We start from the raw sequence: 18908 nt of genomic DNA, 5'->3' as shown, positions 1-18908 counted from the left end.
TAAAGGGTGTCGAGGTCTTCACGTTATCTGATGACAGTTTAGTTTGTGTCTGTGTGTTATAGACTGTCCAGTCTTAATGATTCATTAGGGCCTTTATTTGCGATGCATATACCAGTCTTGTGAATTATGACCGTCGCTTGTTGCCCACGATTTGAAGTTGGGAAACTCTTCATCAATCTTTTTGCCTTCTGTGGCAGGCACAAAGATTTTGCTGTGCTTGGGATCTGCGATGGACGGAAGGGGAATTTCGAGTGCAAAAGGATGATGTCCGCCTTTGTCACTCTTTGTCACTCTTTGAGCTGAAATTTAGCTTTATTTAACTTGTCTATAGACTCTTTTACATGAATTCTGCACAAAGAACAGCTAAACGCTTTTGAAGAGAGATGAGTGATCAATCAATAAGATAATGTTTCTTTTGCCGATAATAAATCCTAATTGGTTGTCTGACTATCTGTAAGCATCATTTACCGCAGATTGTTGCTTCGGCTCGCCTTGATAATGCTGTTTGTAATACTACCGAAAGGATGATGAGCAGTACGCCAAACCAGAATGCGCCATTGAGTTCTTGTCCTTCGTCGAAGAGCATCATGGCGAGTACGATGCTATAAAGCGGTTCGAGGTTATAGCTCAGATTGACGGTGAATGCTGATATGGTGCGTAGCGCTTGTAGCTGTGTGAGGAACGGACCGATGGTAAACACCGATGCAAACATCAATATCATGGCCCAGTCGATACCCGTAGGCAATAGTGTTGCGGTGGGGTAGAGGTGGAGATATATTGGCAAGATGACTGTCAGAGCGCCCCATCCTGCCAGCAATTCGTAGAGTAGCATGGTGCTGCTTGAGCGTCCGGTTTGCTGTTGTACACGTTTGCTGGTAATGGAGAATAAAGTGTAGAACAGCGATGAGAATGTACCGATGATGATACCTGTGCGATGTCTGGTGTCCAGACCGAAGATGAGTAGGATGCCTGCCAGAGTGAGAAGACTGAGTGCCAGTTCATGCCACGACATGCGTCGGTGTCCGATGAGCGGTTCGATGATGGCAGTAAAGAATCCGTTGAGTGCGATACAGACCACAGCGATACTTACGTTTGATGCTTTGATACTGGCGTAGAACAATACCCAGTGAATAGCCAGCAGTATGCCACATCCAGCAATACGTGCAAGTTGGTGGCGTTCGGGTATGCTGACGCGGTGGTTCATGCGCATTACAATCCATAGTACGATGGCTGCAATAAGCATTCTATACCAAACTAAAGGAATCTCTGTTAGTGCGATGATACGCCCGAAGATACCGGTAGCTCCCGCCAACAGTATGCCGATGTGTAGTCTCAGATAGTTGTGTGGGTTGTTTTCTTGTGTCATATTAAGGCGTTTTTTTGGATTTGCTGTAAGTTTGTTATTCCTTCTTTGTCGTCTTTACAGGTTTCTTATCGCTCATTTATCTCTTATAGAGCGTATCTCCGCTTCCTTATCACCCATACGTGAGAACTGATAGTTGGTCATACTCGTACGCATCTGGTGGTTTCGGTGCATGTTGGACATCATTGGGGTTTGTTTTGCAAAATTACACCTTATAATTGTAATGACCAAACATTTATTTGGAAATCTGCAAGACTAAGCGTGTTGCTGTTTTGTCTGACTGTTTGATACTATTCTCTATGACGACAATTTTTTTTCGGTTGTTGACAGAAAAAGGATAGATGCAGGATGGAAAATACAAAGAAAACATGGACTGCTCCATCACCGGAGCAGTCCATGTTGAATCAAAAGTAATGAATTATTTGAAAATCAGTTGTGCAAATTGATAGATGCTTTCGCGCCATACAGGCCAAGTGTGACCGCCTGGGTACTCGTAGTAGTCGTATTTCAAACCCATTTCGTCAAAGCGTGCACGCATGGCTTTGCAGTTTTCATAGGCGATGTCTTCTTCTCCGCCCATTGACAGCCAAAGTTTCTTGAGGTTCTTATTGTAGATGGCAACCTTTTCTTTCAGCGTTTTGTAACATGCCTCCGTATCAATAAACGATGCCCAAGGTACTCGTTCTTTAAACCATCCCGAACTGAATACACCGGCATAGCTCACCAGGTCAGGACTTGACACCAAGGCGTTGAGTGTATGTATTCCGCCCATTGACAGTCCGGCTAAGGCACGATACTTCATGCCTTTCTTCACTCGGAAGTTCTTCTCTACGAAAGGAATCCCCTCTTGTGTCCATTCGGCAGTAAAGTCGCTGGTGTTGCCATCCATCATCACTACAACCATTGGCACAGCCTTGCCATCGGCAATCAAGTTGTCGAGAATGATATCTGTCAGTCCTTGGTTGCTCCATCCGCGTTCGTCCTCACCGCCACCATGCTGCAGATAGAGCACGGGAAAGGTGGCTTTGGGATTGGTATCGTAGGCAGCAGGGGTATAGATATACATAGTTTTCCATTTGTTGTCAACCTTTGAGAAGTATCGTTTGCGGTGTACGTCGCCACGAGCAACATCACGTTGGGCAAAGCGTGGAGCTTTGATGTCATCATAGGGAATCTCTACACCGCTGGTCATCATCGAGCAGCCATAGAACGATTCACTCTGCGGATCTGCCACACGTACTCCGTCTATTACGAGGAAATAGTAGTGGAATCCTTCGCTCTGCGGATCGGTCACACAAGTCCATATGCCATCACGGTCTTTATACATATCATATTTTCGTCCAAGGTCTATCTGCACATGTTTGGCAGTAGGAGCCTTGACGCGGAATACCACACGATGGTCGGCCAATACCTTAGGATACTGTTGTCCGCGGATATTCCACAGCGAAGGCTGTCCTTCTTGGTTAGCGAGTGCTTGCTTGGCTTTGGCCTCTTGTTGGAAGAACGTCACCATTTCGTTGAAGGTATTTTCGTTGAATGTCACAGGACCATGCTCGCCACCTTCCACGGTGATGAACTTTTCCAACCGTCCGTTTTTCTTCAGTGCCGCAGCAAAACGCTCGCTCTGACAGTAAGGCACTACGCTGTCGGAATTGCCATGTATGACGAGGAAACGAGGAATGTTTGGTGTGACGTAGCTGTAAGGACTGGTGAGTGAAATCATGTCAGGCATATCGGCAGGCGCACCACCTATCAGTGCGGCTTCTGGTGATTTGGCATCTTTTACAGTCTCGCAGCGTTCCATAGTTGCCATATCGATTGGTCCAAACCAATCCACTACAGCATCCACTTCACTGGAATAGTCTGTATAATGCCCTACATTGCCTTCGATATCTACCGTGGTCTTACCTACGGTGTGTGTCTTCATGTGGTTGGTTACACCAGCCAGCGATGACAGATGACCACCAGAAGAATATCCTGTGATGCCGATGAACGAGGTGTCGAGATGATAGTCCTCGGCATGGGCACGAATATAGCGGATGGCGGCTTTCACATCGTTGATCTGTGCAGGGAATTTTGCATCACCGCTACTACGATGGTTGATGCTTACTACGGCAAAGCCGGCATCCACCAGAGGTTTGCCGATTGATAGATAGCCCATGGCCTTCATGTTGTTGGCAAACCATGCGCTACCATATATTACCATCACCACTTTATACTTCTCATGACCTGTAGCAGGTAGATAGATGTCCAGTCGGTGAGCTTCCAAACTATCGCCTGCATAGTTCAAATCCTTGTACTGCGGATTGGTTTCGGGCATTTTGAATCCGCCTGGTGCGCTCTGTGGCTGTGCCATCATCACGATGGCACAGCAGAGCATAAGTAATGATAAGATAGCTTTTTTCATTATAGTATTTTTGACTATATGCTTTATTTGAAGAGCAGCGGTGCCATAGTGTGCAGGGCACGGCGCCATGACAGAAACTCGTGGGCTGTGCCCTCAGAGATATGTCCCACAGCGTTGAAACCAGCTTCTTTCAAGCGAGCTGTTGAAGCGTTGATGGCTTCGGGACGCTCTTTGCTACCACAGCTTTGGAAGATCAGTTTCACCTCGCCCTTATCTTTCAGATCGGCAGGTTCATACTGTCCACCGCTCAGCAGTCCCCAGTATGCAAACACCTCTGGGCGGCGCATGGTGATGAGTTTGGTTTCAAAACCACCCATTGACAATCCTGCCATTGCACGATTGCTGCGGTCAGCCTTGGTCTGGAAATTGGCATCAATATAAGGAATGAGCTCATCCACCAATACGGTTTCAAACTCTTTGGCATCAAACTTATTGATATGTCCGAAGCGCACATCGTTGGTCATGCCGTAGGTCATCACAATGATAAACGGTTTGCACTTACCTTCTGCAATCAGGTTGTCCATTATCAGGTTGGCATGACCTTGGTTGCTCCAAGCTGTTTCGTCCTCGCCCCATCCGTGTTGCAGATAGAGCACAGGGAAGCGTTCTTTCTTGTTTTTGCCATACGTCGGTGGAGTATAGACAAAAGCGCGACGCACGGTGTTGGTGCTTTTTGAGGGGAACAATACCTGTTGTACATGACCATGAGCCACATTCATGCGGTTCTCATAGAATGCTTGATCGTGGGCAGGAATCTCAATACCACTCTCCCAACGGCATGAACCATAGTAGTTGTTGGCACCTGGGTCGTTTACCACAGCACCATCAATGGTCAGGTGATAATAGTGGAAACCTTCATCCATAGGACCTTCTGTAGTTCCAGTCCATACGCCGTCCTTGTCTTTGCGCAGTACTGTACCGCCACGACCACCTAATCCGAGACTTACAATAACAGATTTGGCATCTGGAGCTACAATGCGGAAACGGGCATAACCCTCAGAGTTGACCATAGGATACTGTTGTCCAGGCTGGTTCTTTGAACTGGGTACAAAGTCTTCCTTAGGCTGATGTTGGTCGAGTGCAACATTGAAGTCCTTTACTACGCTATATACCTTCTTGGCTTTGTAGTTTGCATCAAAGAGCAACGGATGGTTATTCACGCCAAGCCAGGAGTCGCGGTCAGAAAGATTCCAAAATGTTACGTTGTCAATCACGTCCTTGTGTTTGCGCAATACGCGGAACACACGTGCATACTGGTCTTCCTGCAGTGCAGCAATATATGCGGGCTGTGCAACGGCTTGACCACGTGAGAACTGCAACTGTCCACCCATTTCCTCATTGGTACGGATGTCGAGTTCGGTGATGTGTATATGTTTTACCAACTGAGAATATTTGGTCAGTGCAGCATCAACATCCTTTTCCGATGGTCCATAGATGTTGTAGTGCCCCTGCATACCAATACCAGTGATAGGTACACCGGCATCCTGCATCTTCTTCACCATATTGTATATTCGCTCGCACTTCTTGGGGTCTGCAGCGTTGTAGTCGTTATAGAACAGCAGAGCGTTGGGGTCTGCCTCATGGGCATATTCAAAAGCTTTGGCAATAAATTCATCGCCACAAAGTTTGAACAGACGACTTTGGCGATAGGGAGAAGGCTCCTGTCCGGGACGGAAGCGCATCATATTGTTGTCGTTCATGGCTTCGTTGACCACATCCCATGCATATACAATGTCCTTATATCTGTTGACCACTGTATGGATATGTTCGCGCAAGCGTTGGTAGAACACCTCTTTTTTCACTTCCTTACCTTTTTTATCGGTAAACATCCAGTCGGAGAACTGGCTGTGCCAAACCAGACAATGTCCGCGCAGTTTGATACCATTCTGTCGGCAGAAGTTGGCAATACTGTCTGCAGCCCCCCAGTTCCATACACCTTCTTTCGGGTGTACCGATACAGGTTTCATATCATTCTCGGCAGTCACACTGTTAAATTCTCGCTTGATCAGTGCGATTTGTTCAGGCTGTGCAATATTGTGCTTATTGACAGCCACACCAATAGTGAAATAGTCTTTGTAGGCATCTTTCAAACCCTGTGCCTGAGCGGTTGTTGCGCTGATTGCAGCAAGAGCAACCCATACAATCTTTTGTTTGATCTTCATGTCTTTAGTTTAATTGTTTTAGGATGATGCAAAGATACATATAATATATATAGTAATGGTCATGCGGTGTAACACATTCTTTTTCGGTTCTTTCATTTCTGCTGGTTGAGATAATAGATAAAGATGTTGAAATGGTGTGTGGGATGGAATCGGAAGCAAGTGTAGATGTCCTGATATTGATTATTCTTGAATAAGAAGGCAAAAAATAACGAGTCCACGAAACATGGTTTCCGTGGACTCGTTTCGTATGATAGCGTGAGTGCTTTCTGCTTGAAGTTTAGTTTTTCTTTGTCAGCACATAGTGTTTAGCCATTTCTCCTTCAGGCTCGTTGCCGAGCGAATCGGTCATGATGAGGCTATTGTCATCCTTAACCTTGTAGTAAGAGGCCTCACCACTTGATGGGCGGATAATCTCAATCACGTGATTTGCTGATACCTTGAAGATGCCACTTGCCTCGTCGTGTCCATCCTTGCGGTCAATGTAGTCGGCAGCATACTGGTAAGTGCTATCGCTGTTGAGTGTCAAGACTGTCTTGATTCCTGGGCAATCTGCTGCGGGGAGTGTTCCCTCATAGGTGCCCGCAATCGATTCGATAGCAATGCCATCAGCCTGCAGCGAATCACTCTCTACACAGCTGAGGCTATCTGTATCAGTTTTCTGACCTGTTGTCTTGTTGCCATTGCATGAGACAACAAACATTGCAGCAATAACGGCTACTGCTAAAATAATTGTCTTTTTCATATTTTATACATTTTGATAAATAGTCAAGGGTAATCCACACTTTTCCTGATGAAGTTCCCGTTTCATCATCTAATGAGTGGGATAGTTGTATGTGGAAGTTTATGTGGAGTAGGAGGGTGTTGCACCTGTTTTGTTATTCATCCCAATAGCGAATCTTGCGTGTCTGCACCACGTTGGTAGATTGGCTTTGTGCATCTTTCTCCCAATACACGATGTTGAGTTGGTTGCGTGTCCAGTTGCCGTCATCGTCGTGGGCGGTATATTCATTGCGCATATTGACCGACATCAGACACTCCTTCTGTTCATTATAAACCTTTTGACTCTCGTTGAGTATTTCGTTCTTGTCGTTGTAGATATACTCATTGACATAGGTGATGGCAGCTTTCTCGTTGGTCAGCGTGCGGCGCACCAGTCTGTTTCTGTCATCATACTCATAACTGATGCTGCTTGTGCCGTTGCGTTCCAGCATCTTCGCCTTTGTCAGATAACCATATTCATTATATATGCGCTCCATGATGTCAGGATTCTCCATCTTGCCGTCTCGTGCGAAACGCTCCATGGCATTCTCCGACACCGGATTGGTGGTCATCACCTCTTGCACATTGCCTTTCAGTCCCAACAGTACCGCATCTTTATAAAAAGGAGTAGTAGGTTGGAAGAAGATATTGATATCCGAAGCCCCATCGTTGTTTTTAGTGATAGACACTTTCACATTGCCATAGTCGTTGAAGAAATAGTATGATCCGTTTCGTGTGGTATAGTTGCCATAGTCTTGCGACAGTTTGCGGAGGAAATAAGCCGTATTGCGGTTCATCATCTCTTTGGTACGATAGGGTCCCACGGTGAAATACATCGATTCAACCCGTTTGGTGTCTTTATCGGCACTAACCATCAGTTTGGCACGTATGCCATAGAAGTTTCCCCGGAAATAATAGTCTTCGCCATCTCCCGAATCTCCCCATGGTGTGAAGTTTTTCTCTTGTATGCGTACAAGGAACGAATCGACCGCTCCCTCGATGGGCACACCCATAAAGTCGAGGCAGCGCACATCTGTAGTCTGTGCCTTTCCGCTGGCAAGTGATAGCCAGACCATTAGTGTTATGATGCAGTATCTAACCATTTTCCGTGCAAAGATAGTGCAAACCGAGAGAAATACAAAGAGAAACGTAGTTTTTCTTTTATTTCCGAGGTGCAGCCTATCGAAGAAGCATAGCTTCAAAGATACGATTAAGTGAGCGAAAAGCAAAAGAAAAAGCATTTTTTCTTCTGCTTTGCCGAATGTGAGTATCTTGGGGCTGCAAGTCCAAAGATAGTGCAAACCGAGAGAAGTACAAAGAAAAAACACTTTTTTCTTTGTACTTCCGAGGTGTAGCCTATCTAAGCAATGAGATTGCAGAGATACGATTAAGTGAGCGAAAAGCAAAAGAAAAAGCATTTTTTCTTCTGCTTTGTCGAACGTGAGTATCTTGGGGCTGCAAGTCCAAAGATAGTGCAAACCGAATGCAGAATAGCAAGCTTGCTTAAATATTATGCTTAAAAAAAACATAATACCCCAATTGTTTTGCTATGTTTATTTGGATGTATGTGTCAAAAAGTGTATCTTTGTGATGATTTTATGTGTCAGAAAGTGTAAGATATTACCATTGTTATGTGTCTAAAAGTGTAAATCTATGAAAAGAAAGATATATACTCAGCTTGTAGATTGGAAGAACCAAGAGCGTCGTAAGCCATTGGTATTAAATGGAGTAAGACAATGTGGGAAAACCTATATTCTAAAAGAATCCTTTTGCAGTCTTGATGCTCAGGTATTTCTTGAAAGGTTTGGTATAATAGCCATAGTATTCCTGTTGCCCTCATCTTTCGCGTGATGTTCACGCGCGTATGCGCATGCGCGATGTGTTGTTTTTTCGACCACCGACCACCCGTGACGGTTATGTTTCTGAGTAGTAAAGACTTATATGGTGTTCAATGTTGTGGAATCGACCACCCTTCGACCACCGATCGACCACCAACTATATTTTTCTTTCCCTGGTAGTCTGACGTGTTTGAATCGATTGCCTATCGTTGGAAACTACATTTACCCAACGTTTGACACAACTCTTTCGCAATGTTTGAAATAACTTTTACCCAACGTTTGATATAACTCTTTTCAACGTTTGACACAACCATTATCCAACGTTTGACAATACTATTATCCAACGTTTGACACAACCATTATCCAACGTTAGACAAAACTTTTGTCAGGCGTTTGAAAAACTCTGAAAAAACAAGTGTAGCATTTACATTGATACCAGTTCGTGTGGAAACTATCGTTAGGGCTATCCAAAAACAAGAGAATAGCGATTCCTATATACCTACGAATAGATTGTGTCGTAGTTATTTTTCGTGCGTGAATAATGCATATGAAATCCACCCATATCTATATGTCAACCCACACGAAGAAGTGTATGGATGAACATATAGTTATGGGTGGCACGATATTCAACGAACCGATATTACATCGTTGCTCCGAATCTGGCGCTTGGCAGTGGAGCTGTGAAGTAGTAGTTCTGATCGTTGTTGTTATCCAAGAAAACTACCTTTTTCATGCCAAAGAAAGGAATGCCGTTGGGGAAAAGGCGAGCAAAATCGGTAACACCGCCAGAGCGTGCAGGACTTTCGGCTTTCACGTCGAAGTTCCATGTCTTGTCGAAGGCGAGTGGAGCACCTTTTTCCACATCATCTGATTCGCAATTGATATTCATGTTACTGCTTTGTTTGAAATTTTTGAATAGTGGGTCGAGTTGTCCGGCAACGCCGCTCTTGATGTCGGTATCAAACCAAATGCCGAGTGAAGCCCCTTTCTCCATTTGTTTCACACCCGTTTCTGTTGAGGCGAAATAATAGTTGGGAGTGAGTCGGCTGTGCTCCATATCTGCACCGTCCTGCTTAGGTTGTTTCAGTCCGAAGCGTGAATCGTAGATTAAATTGTTGACGAAAATGGGCTTTGCAGCCTTCTCGACCCATACCGAACCGCCTTTTTTGTTTTTGGCGCGACGCCATCCACAATCTACAACCGTATTGTTATATACGGTCATTTCGGTGAGAGGAATCACCTCGCTGTTACCCGCATTTGAGAGTTTGAAAGCATTGGTGCAGGCATTGTAGATGATATTGTTAGCCACATCAAATTTGCATCCAGCCTTCACGTTGATAGCTTCGCCACCATCGGTCTTGTTTCCGCAATCAGCAAAGATGCTGTTGACAATGACGGCATTGCCGCCAGTAAAGTAGGTTAGGTCGTTGTAGGCATCGTGGAAGAAACTGTTTGCAATCACAAACTTACCGTTTACATTGCAAAAATGGAAGGCAGGCACACCGCCATCGATAGTAGTTTTGAAGAGTTTTCTTTGAAACGAGATGGAGTTTTCTGTAGGTGTTGCTCCTGCGTAGGCTATCTCTACATGGTTGAGCACCACTTCTTCCGAATTGTATCCGCAGATGATACCACCCCATGCCTCAGGTTTCTTGTCGTCTGAAGTAAACACAACGGGCTTCTCGGCAGTACCCATACAGTAGAGGTTGCCCAATACCACGATTTCGATGGGCACTTGCACTTCAGCCTTGCAAGTGACAGTCACACCCGGTTCGATGTAGAGCGAAGTGCCTTCCGGAATTTCTATGCTCTCGGTCAGCGTAGTGTCTTTGGTCCATACCAGCGACCCTATGGGGTATTCGGCAAACGATGTTTTGATGGCATCGGTAGAACCTTGGTTATTGTTATCCTGATTGTTGTTGTTTACGTAATCGTATGGATTGATATTGTCGTTCTCGCATGCTGTTGAGAACACTGTCGTTGCCATGATCAACATGCAGGCGAAAGTATTTATCTGTTTCATATTTGTTCTTGTTTTTTATAGTTTATATCTTACTCCCAAAAGGAATGTTCTGCCGTATTTATACGTACCTACGATGGTCTTATCACTCTGCTGTCCCTCATATTCAAGGTTGGCAGGGTTCACCGTCTTGAGGTATCTCTCTCGTTTGGCATCGAGCAGATTGTTGGCTTTGAAGAAGATAGAGAATCCGTTCTTGAATTGTTTTTCGGCGCTAAGATCGAGTCCAAACATGGCTTTGTCCCATTGGTCGGCATCTTTGAAAGGTGATACCAATGCCAGTTTGGTGCCAGTGAACGAAGCCGCGAGTTGTCCATTCCATCCGTGTTCGGTATCCTTATACAGCAGAGAGAGGTTGGCGGTGTGTGGAGCCTGATTTACCAGAGGTCGGGTCTGGGTCACTCCCGTCTTATATTCCGCGCTGCCTTCTTGATATTCACGCTTTGATGTGGTGATTCTCGAATAGGTATAGGTGTAGTTTGCCTTTATACCAAAGTGGCGGATATACTTGATGACGTCGATTTCGAAACCCATGTTTTTGGCATTTCCCAAATTGTCGGGCATATAGTAGGCATCGGTTCCCGCACCAATCTTACCGTCGGAAGTGACAAACACCTGTTCGATAGGATCCTTCAGGTATTTATAGAATACACCAGCCAGTATCTGCTCATTCTTTGACGGAAACCACTCCCATCGCAAGTCGATATTGTCGATGCGTGCTCGCTTCAGATTAGGATTACCCTTCTCCTGATATTCCTCGCCCTGAATCTGATAAGGCACAATCTCGTAGAATCCAGGTCGGTTGATGGAACGATAGTAGGATAGACGCACATTCATCTTTTGTGTAGGTGTCCACTTGATATTGGCAGAGGGCAGATAGTCCCAGTAGCTCTGTTCTCCCACCTGTCCCATGTTGCGGAAGTGTTGCAGCATGGTGTATATCTGGTTGGTGTGTTCTGCGCGGAAACCAACATTCACCTCGCCCAATTGACTCTTCATGGTCACCATGGCATAGGCTCCACCGATGTGTTCCTTAGAGTCGTAGTTGAGTTGTGAGGCTTGCGAGTATGGAGTTCTGCATGTCCATTCGATATGGCCAAACTGCTCCAGAGTATTGTCATCCAACGTCAGTTCGGTATCGGCAGGATTGAAGATGTAGGAATAGTATCTGTTGCTGCGTTCCTTGCGACGATACTGCCCACCAGTTTTCCAAATAGCTTCCATATCGTTTCCGAAACGGGTGTTGTAAGTGAGGTTGATGTATCCAGCCCAATCGGTATCTCTGTTGTGTTGGAATCGGCGTTCCGCATTTTTTGGATACGTCTTGCTAATGGTCTTGTTGGGCGACCAGATCGAGCCGGAAACGGCATTCCCCTCTGTGTTGTCGGTAGTCACCGTGTTGCTCAGTGTGGCGTAGGTTCTATCGGGATCCTCCTCTTTGGCTTGAGAAAAAATTCCCGCCCAGTCGATGGTGAAATCCTTGGTGAGATGGTGAGTGCCCTTCAGATTGGTGGCAAAAATGCTTTGCGTGGTTGAGGTAGATCGCATCTCGTCATCTTGCGTATAACTGTTTTCGCCGATATATTCAGTACCGATGCCATTGCTGTATCTGATACCTTTGGAGTTGGTATGCACATACATATTATACCATTCCAACTTGTGACCAGGCAAAGTCAGGTCCAGTTTGGCATGAACACCCGTATTCAAATCGTGGATGCTGTAGTAGCGGTGTTGCAGCTTGGAAATATACATGGCCTGTTCGCCCGAAGCCATCTTTACAGAATTATAAGTGCGCTCAGTCCCCCGGAAGGTGTTTTGTATGCTACCTGCAACTATCACGCCCAAGCGGTCTTTCCAGAAGCGATTGCCTATGCTGATGCCACCAATGAAGTTGGGACTTGGAGCGGAGTGACTCTTTAGTTGCATCGGACCATTCTTAAAGTCGCTCATGCTTGCCTTGTATTCCGAACCGAAAGCCTCGTAAGGCGACTTGTGGGTATAGTCAGAACGGTTGCTTGTGAGATAGTCTCTGCCGTCTTTCCAGAAGTAATCGCTCGCTCCAATGGCAGCATTGGCTTGGAGCTGAAAACGTGAAGGAGCGTCCTTCATGACCATATCGACCACTCCACCGGCAGCATCACCTTCCATGTCGGCAGTCAACGACTTCGATACTACGAGGCGATCCATCAGGTCGCTTGGGAAGATGTTCAACGGGATGTAGCGGTTCTTGTCATCGGGACTTGGAATCTTCACCCCGTTCACAAGTGTGTAATTGTAGCGCTTGTCCATGCCACGGAGAATGGCATAAGAAGCCTCACCCGACGCATCGCGCTCCATCGTGACACCCGATACGCGCTGAAGCACACTGGCCACATTGACGTCGGGAGACAGTTGGATGCTCTGCTGGCTAATCACGTTGAGCACATTGCCAGCCGCCTTTACGGTTTCTACGGCACTACGGTCGGAGCGATATTCGCGATGGCCCGTCACCACCACTTCGCCAAGTTCCTTCTGATCTTCAGTCATCGGAATGTCGAGTTTGTCTTTCTTGGCAACATCCACCACAATCTCCTGAGTCTTGTAGGCAATGTAGGAAACGATAAGGGTGAACTTTCCCTTGTTGGGCAATTCATGCAGGGTGAAAGTTCCGTCGAGGCCTGTAGTGGTGGTCACTTCAGGCAACTCTTTCACTCGGATCACAGTTCCGATGAGCGGTTCGCCCGTTTTGTTGTCCTTGACAGATCCATCCAGCGTATGGGCTTGGATAGTAGCTGTCACGGCGGCAAGCAATGCCGCACTGATTAAAAATCTTTTCATCTCAATATATGTCTCAGTAGAATACTTCTCTCTGCTTCCTTTTATTTGCTTTTTTCTATCGTGTGAATCACTTTGCCCTCTTTGTCAATCATCGACATGCGGAGCTGATTCTTGTCGGCTGTGATGACAGAAAAACCATCGGCAGAACTGCAAAATACGGTGCCGTCGATAGGTTTTACAGGGCGTGCCAACGATGACGATGAGTTGACCACATAGTCGATAGCATCTCCTTTCTTCTCGATATGCTGGAAATTATGGATGTGTCCGCAGGCGTAAATTGCCACATTATTATATTTATGGAGTACAGGCAACAGGCGCTTCTGCATATCAAGACGTTCGGTTTCCTTCTTGCCTGTCTCGGCGTAGATGGGGTGGTGACCCACCACGACGACCCAGTCTTCGTGGGCATTCTTTAGCGTTTCGTCGAGCCAAGAGAGTTGCGCTTGCATATCCTCCTTACAGGCGTCGGGGTATGTGTCGGCATTCTTGCGATAAGAATCGATAAGGGGTGTGGTGTCGAGGAATACGATGCGTATGGTGGTATTCTTATGTGAAAACACCTTTGTGTAGTATTTGGCAGGCATCATCCAACGGCGGCTCACCTTGCCATAGTTGAGGAAAGCCTCGGTATTGCCCCGATATTCATGGTTGCCGCAAACAGGAAACCAGTCGAGCATGAGGTCGGGATGGGAGTAGATCAACTCGTAATTGGTCATCCAAAGTGGGTCTTGCAATGATGCCACTCCATTGAAATGATGGATATCGCCCACGGCAAGTACTGCTTCCGGATCTACCACATCAGCCATTTCGCCCATCAGTTCGGCAATCGGCTTTTGGTCGTAATAGCCATTCCGACCCATGTCGTTGGTCATATAAAGTGTGATTTCACCTTTCAATTTCTCCCATTCTGTGGCATTTTGTGCTTGCGCCTGCACGTTGGCAAGCATCAGACAGACAGCCATCAGCATCATGGCAACTCTATTGCCGCATGCTCTCATTACATTGTTTCTCATTTTATTTCTCTTTTAAAATTGATTTTATCCTCATCTAAGTAGTGTTCCGAAATACCGATATATGCTATTAAAGCACCCGAATCTCAAACCCATTCATGGTGGGTGAAATGCGAGTGCAAAGGTAGTGGGACGATGTGTCAAACGCGTTACGAGTGTTTGAACATCTTGATAAAGTCGTGTAACAATACTGTTACAAGTCAGAGAAATAACAGTCGCGATGTTACAAATCTGCAATTACAGATGGTCAATTTGCCACAAAACATCATACTTTTGATGGAAATGTCTTAGTTCTCGATATTTTTATTTAATTTTGCAACGATAAGCAATCAACATATACATTATCTATAATAAGCATACACTATGAAGATATTCGCCGTTGGCATGAACTACCTCCAGCATACCGAAGAACTGGACGGAAAGGCATATAAACCAGAAAAGCCTGTGATATTTACCAAGGCTGATTCGGCTTTGTTGAAAGACCACAAGCCTTTCTTTATTCCTGACTGGAGCAGTCAGGTGGACTATGAAACAGAATTGGTGGTGCGCATCTGCCGATTGGGAAAGAGTATTCCAGAACGCTTTGCCCACAGATACTATGATGCCGTGACCGTGGGAATCGATTTTACAGCCCGTGATCTGCAGCGCGAAGCACGCGAGAAAGGATTGCCCTGGGAACTCTGTAAGGGCTTCGACGGCTCGGCGGTTATTGGCGACTGGGTCGATGTGGAGAAGTTTCGCGACATCCAGGCACTCCATTTCCATCTCGACATCAATGGCAAGACGGTGCAGGAAGGCTGTTCAAGCGATATGCTCTATCGTGTTGACGAACTCATTGCCTATATCTCACAATATTTCACACTGAAAACTGGTGACCTGCTCTATACGGGTACACCTGTTGGAGTGGGACCCGTGCATATCGACGACCATTTGGAAGGATGGATAGAAGAACGAAAAGTATTGGAATTCAACTGTAAGTAGATGAAACACGCATGGCTGAGTCTTATCGTGTTGCTCGTGCAGCTGACACCTTGTCGCGCACAACGCACCATCAACCTGACGGCTTCTGAGGTCAGGATCGACTCTGTATTGCCACGCGTAAGCTATTCCATTCCACTCTGTGGCGCATACCTCGACTCCGTATATACAGTAAGTCTCGACTATCCCGAATTCATCCCGATGGGTAATGCCGATGTGCAGCGCCTGCAGAAAATTACAGACGCATCGTTGCCGCGTATTCCACGCATATCCCAACAACTCAGCGTCGCACGTAAAAAAGGAAGCCTTGAAGTTTCTTTCGTACCGTTGGTGAAGCGCGGACGTAAGCTCCAGAAACTCGTGAGCTTTGTGCTTCGCATCGATGCCAAAGCCAAACCAGCACGCAACCGCACACAACAATCTGCCACAGCACCTGTCAATCGCTATGCCGACCACTCGGTATTGGCAGAAGGGCGATGGGTGAAAATCAGCGTGCCTGCCTCAGGCATCTATCAGTTGACCGACAAACTGCTGCGAAATGCAGGATTTGCAGATCCATCGCGTGTTAAAGTCTATGGCTATGGTGGTGCCTTGCAGCCTGAATGGCTGACGGCAGACTATCTGCAAACCACCGACGATTTGCATGAAGTGGCAACCTGTCGCCTTTCCGATGGGCGTTGCCTGTTGATGGCAACAGGCCCTGTGACGTGGGACAGCAACCATCAGCGCATCCGTAATCCCTATGCCAATTACGGTTGTTATTTCTTGACAGAGGGCGACAACCCACTTACAATCGATACAGAAGCCTTTTTGACCAACTGGCAATCGCATGCCGACCGCACGCATACGCTCTATGAGGTTGATGACTATGCATGGTATCAAGGTGGCAGAAATCTCTATGATGCCACGCGTATCACAGCCGCCAATCCTCGCAGTATCACCCTGCAAGGTGCACAAGACCACGATACCGGATCTCTGACTGTGACGCTCTCTGCCGACCAAGCCACTGCTGTGATGGTGGGAGTCAATGGGCAGAACGTGGGACAACTGGCGGTGGTATCGCGTGGCGAATACGATGAGATGCGTACTGCCACGGCAACTTTTCCCGTGACCGAACTGCTTGCAGCCAACAATAAAGTGACGCTCACGCCCGTCAATGCTCAGGCTGTGGTGCGTCTCGATCATGTCTCGCTCTATCATGCTACACCGGAGACTACACCCAATCTCGCTTCCGCAACATTTCCTGCACCAGACATTGTGGGACTGGTCAATAATCAGAACCTCCATGCCGACGGTCCTGCCGATATGATTATCATCATTCCTGCCGACCGTAAGATGCAGGAACAAGCCCAACGCTTGGCTGATTGGCACGAAACCCACGATACCCTTCGCGTGCGCATCGTTGCGGCCGACCAACTTTACAACGAGTTTAGTAGTGGCACACCCGATGCCAATGCCTACCGCCGCTATCTTAAAATGCTCTACGACCGCGCCACAACAGAGGCTGACCAACCGCGCTTTCTGTTGCTGATGGGGGATGGAGCATGGGATAATCGCATGCTTACCACCACTTGGCGAGGGTATCGGCCTGACCAGTTCCTACTCTGTTATGAGAGCGATAACTCCTATAGCCGTACCGGCAGCTATGTCTGCGACGACTATTTTACGCTCCTTGACGATGGCGAAGGTGCTAATCTCTTGGGTAGCGACAAGAGTGATGTGGCTGTAGGCCGCCTGCCCGTGCGTACTGTGAGTCAGGCGGAGGCGGTAGTGGATAAGATTATTGCCTATGCAGACAATCGCGATGTGGGCAGTTGGCAGAATCTTATTGTCGTGATGGGCGACGACGGCAACGAAAACCAGCACATGGAAGATGCCGATGATGTGGCGAAACAAGTCGAACACCAACAGCCTTCTGTCCAAGTGAGGCGCATTCTTTGGGATGCCTATCAGCGCACATCGTCTGCCACATCTAACAGTTATCCCGATGTGACACGGCAGATACGTCAACTGATGAATACCGGAGCACTCGTCATGAACTATTCCGGTCATGGCGCTGCAACAAGCCTATCCCATGAGAAGGTGGTGGATGTTACCGATTTCGCCAATGCCGTTTCCAGTCATCTGCCCCTTTGGGTTGCTGCCACGTGTGATATTATGCCCTTCGACGGACAGACAGAGAATATCGGTGAGACCGCACTGCTTAATCCCCATGGTGGCGCCATTGCCTTTTACGGTACTACGCGCACCGTCTTCCAGTCGTATAACCGCCTGATGAACCAGACCTTCATGCGTCATTTGCTCAATATTTCCGATGGGCGCCCCATGCCTATTGGTGAGGCTGTGCGCCGAGCAAAGAACGAATTGATAACTACCGGAGGCGACCTTACCGCCAACAAACTACAGTTTCTCCTACTTGGCGATCCTGCTTTGCGCTTGTCGCTCCCCGTCAGAAAGGTGCTTATCGATAGCATCAACGGTGTGGCTTTGACAGATACCGACCGTCCGATATCACTCTCTGCCGGTACTCCAGTCAAGGTTTGTGGTCATGTGCAGCAGGGGGAGGGGGCTGATCCTGCTTTCAATGGACAGATCACCGCCACGGTATGTGATGCTGCAGAGACGGTGGTGTGCCGACGAAACGATTCGTCACAGGCACAGAAAGCCTTTGTATATACCGACCACACCCATACTTTGTTTACTGGAAGTGATAGCATCCGGCAGGGTGTGTTCTCGTTTTCCTTCACCGTGCCACGTGACATCAGCTATTCCGATGCCATAGGACTCCTGCATGTCTATGCGGTGAATACCGACCGCACACAGACTGCCAATGGACATTGCACCCGTTTTACTCTGGGCGGAACCGATGCCAATACCGATGATAACGAGGGTCCCGAAGTATATTGCTATCTCAATAGTAGCGACTTTGTGGATGGAGGGCGCGTCAATCCCACTCCTTATTTCATAGCCGAACTGGAAGATGCCAGCGGTATCAATGCCGCAGGCAATGGTTTGGGCCACAACCTGACCTTGGTGATTGACGGACAAACCACACAGACTTACAACCTCAACGATTATTTCGCTTATGATTTCGGTAGCCACACCCGTGGCACGGTAGGCTTTAGCATTCCCCAGTTGACAGCGGGCGACCACCATTTGATGTTCCGCGCTTGGGATATGCAAAACAATGTCACCACCTGCGAACTCAACTTCCGTGTGGTAGAAGGCCTTGCTCCTGGAGTGTTCGAAGTGGAAACCACACGCAATCCTGCCACTACCACTACCGGTTTCCGTATCATTCACGACCGTGTGGGTACAGCGCTCGACATCAGTATTGAGGTATTTGACATGGCAGGGCGCATGCTTTGGCAGCATCGCCAACAGGCAACACCATCAGACCGAAGTCTTACCATCGACTGGGATTTGTCTGCCAGTAACGGGCATCGTCTCTCTACCGGAGTCTATCTCTATCGGGTGCGCTTGGGTAGTACGGGAGGACAACAGGTGTCGAAAACCAAGAAACTGATAGTGTTGAGCAATAAATAATGCATGGC

General features: G+C 47.2%; 11 protein-coding genes. 2 read left to right on the top strand and 9 right to left on the bottom strand.

Annotated elements, in window-relative coordinates; translation table 11 throughout:
• Positions 1-93: 93 nt before the first annotated feature.
• From CIK89_RS02285 to CIK89_RS02240, 9 genes are all read right to left on the bottom strand, one after another.
• Positions 94-291 (bottom strand): DUF4842 domain-containing protein, encoded by a 198-nt coding sequence (locus CIK89_RS02285; protein ID WP_158214958.1) that lies wholly within the window; start codon positions 289-291, stop codon positions 94-96.
• A gap of 169 nt (positions 292-460) precedes the next feature.
• Entirely contained in the window at positions 461-1366 is a 906-nt protein-coding gene (locus CIK89_RS02280; protein WP_094389817.1) for a DMT family transporter, read from the bottom strand.
• A 415-nt stretch (positions 1367-1781) separates the two neighbouring features.
• The gene (locus CIK89_RS13785; RefSeq protein ID WP_254046598.1) at positions 1782-3770 is read right to left on the bottom strand and encodes an alpha/beta hydrolase-fold protein; all 1989 of its coding nucleotides are present in this window, start codon (positions 3768-3770) and stop codon (positions 1782-1784) included.
• Positions 3771-3793: 23 nt separating this feature from the next.
• Positions 3794-5932, bottom strand: a complete 2139-nt coding sequence (xyn10D/fae1, locus tag CIK89_RS02270; protein WP_094389816.1) for a bifunctional endo-1,4-beta-xylanase/feruloyl esterase — start codon at positions 5930-5932, stop codon at positions 3794-3796.
• A gap of 277 nt (positions 5933-6209) precedes the next feature.
• Positions 6210-6674 (bottom strand): copper resistance protein NlpE, encoded by a 465-nt coding sequence (locus tag CIK89_RS02265; RefSeq protein WP_094389815.1) that lies wholly within the window; start codon positions 6672-6674, stop codon positions 6210-6212.
• A gap of 133 nt (positions 6675-6807) precedes the next feature.
• Positions 6808-7767 (bottom strand): hypothetical protein, encoded by a 960-nt coding sequence (locus CIK89_RS02260; protein ID WP_094389814.1) that lies wholly within the window; start codon positions 7765-7767, stop codon positions 6808-6810.
• Positions 7768-9169: 1402 nt separating this feature from the next.
• On the bottom strand, positions 9170-10552 hold the full coding sequence (locus CIK89_RS02250; protein WP_094389812.1) for a right-handed parallel beta-helix repeat-containing protein: 1383 nt from the start codon (positions 10550-10552) through the stop codon (positions 9170-9172).
• 15 nt (positions 10553-10567) lie between these two features.
• Positions 10568-13366 (bottom strand): TonB-dependent receptor, encoded by a 2799-nt coding sequence (locus CIK89_RS02245; RefSeq protein WP_094389811.1) that lies wholly within the window; start codon positions 13364-13366, stop codon positions 10568-10570.
• 41 nt (positions 13367-13407) lie between these two features.
• The gene (locus CIK89_RS02240; protein ID WP_094389810.1) at positions 13408-14379 is read right to left on the bottom strand and encodes a metallophosphoesterase; all 972 of its coding nucleotides are present in this window, start codon (positions 14377-14379) and stop codon (positions 13408-13410) included.
• Positions 14380-14739: 360 nt separating this feature from the next.
• Here CIK89_RS02240 and CIK89_RS02235 point away from each other — a divergent pair, with 360 nt between their 5' ends.
• Positions 14740-15357: a fumarylacetoacetate hydrolase family protein gene (locus CIK89_RS02235; protein WP_094389809.1), complete on the top strand. Its 618-nt coding sequence runs from the start codon at positions 14740-14742 to the stop codon at positions 15355-15357.
• Positions 15358-18900, top strand: coding sequence for a type IX secretion system sortase PorU (gene porU, locus CIK89_RS02230; RefSeq protein ID WP_094389808.1), 3543 nt, complete (start codon positions 15358-15360; stop codon positions 18898-18900).
• The last annotated feature ends 8 nt before the right edge of the window (positions 18901-18908 follow it).

Origin of the sequence: Prevotella sp. P4-119, from assembly GCF_002251345.1 — a bacterium.
In the GTDB taxonomy this organism is placed as follows: domain Bacteria; phylum Bacteroidota; class Bacteroidia; order Bacteroidales; family Bacteroidaceae; genus Prevotella.
This window is presented reverse-complemented; position numbering and strand designations above follow the sequence as displayed.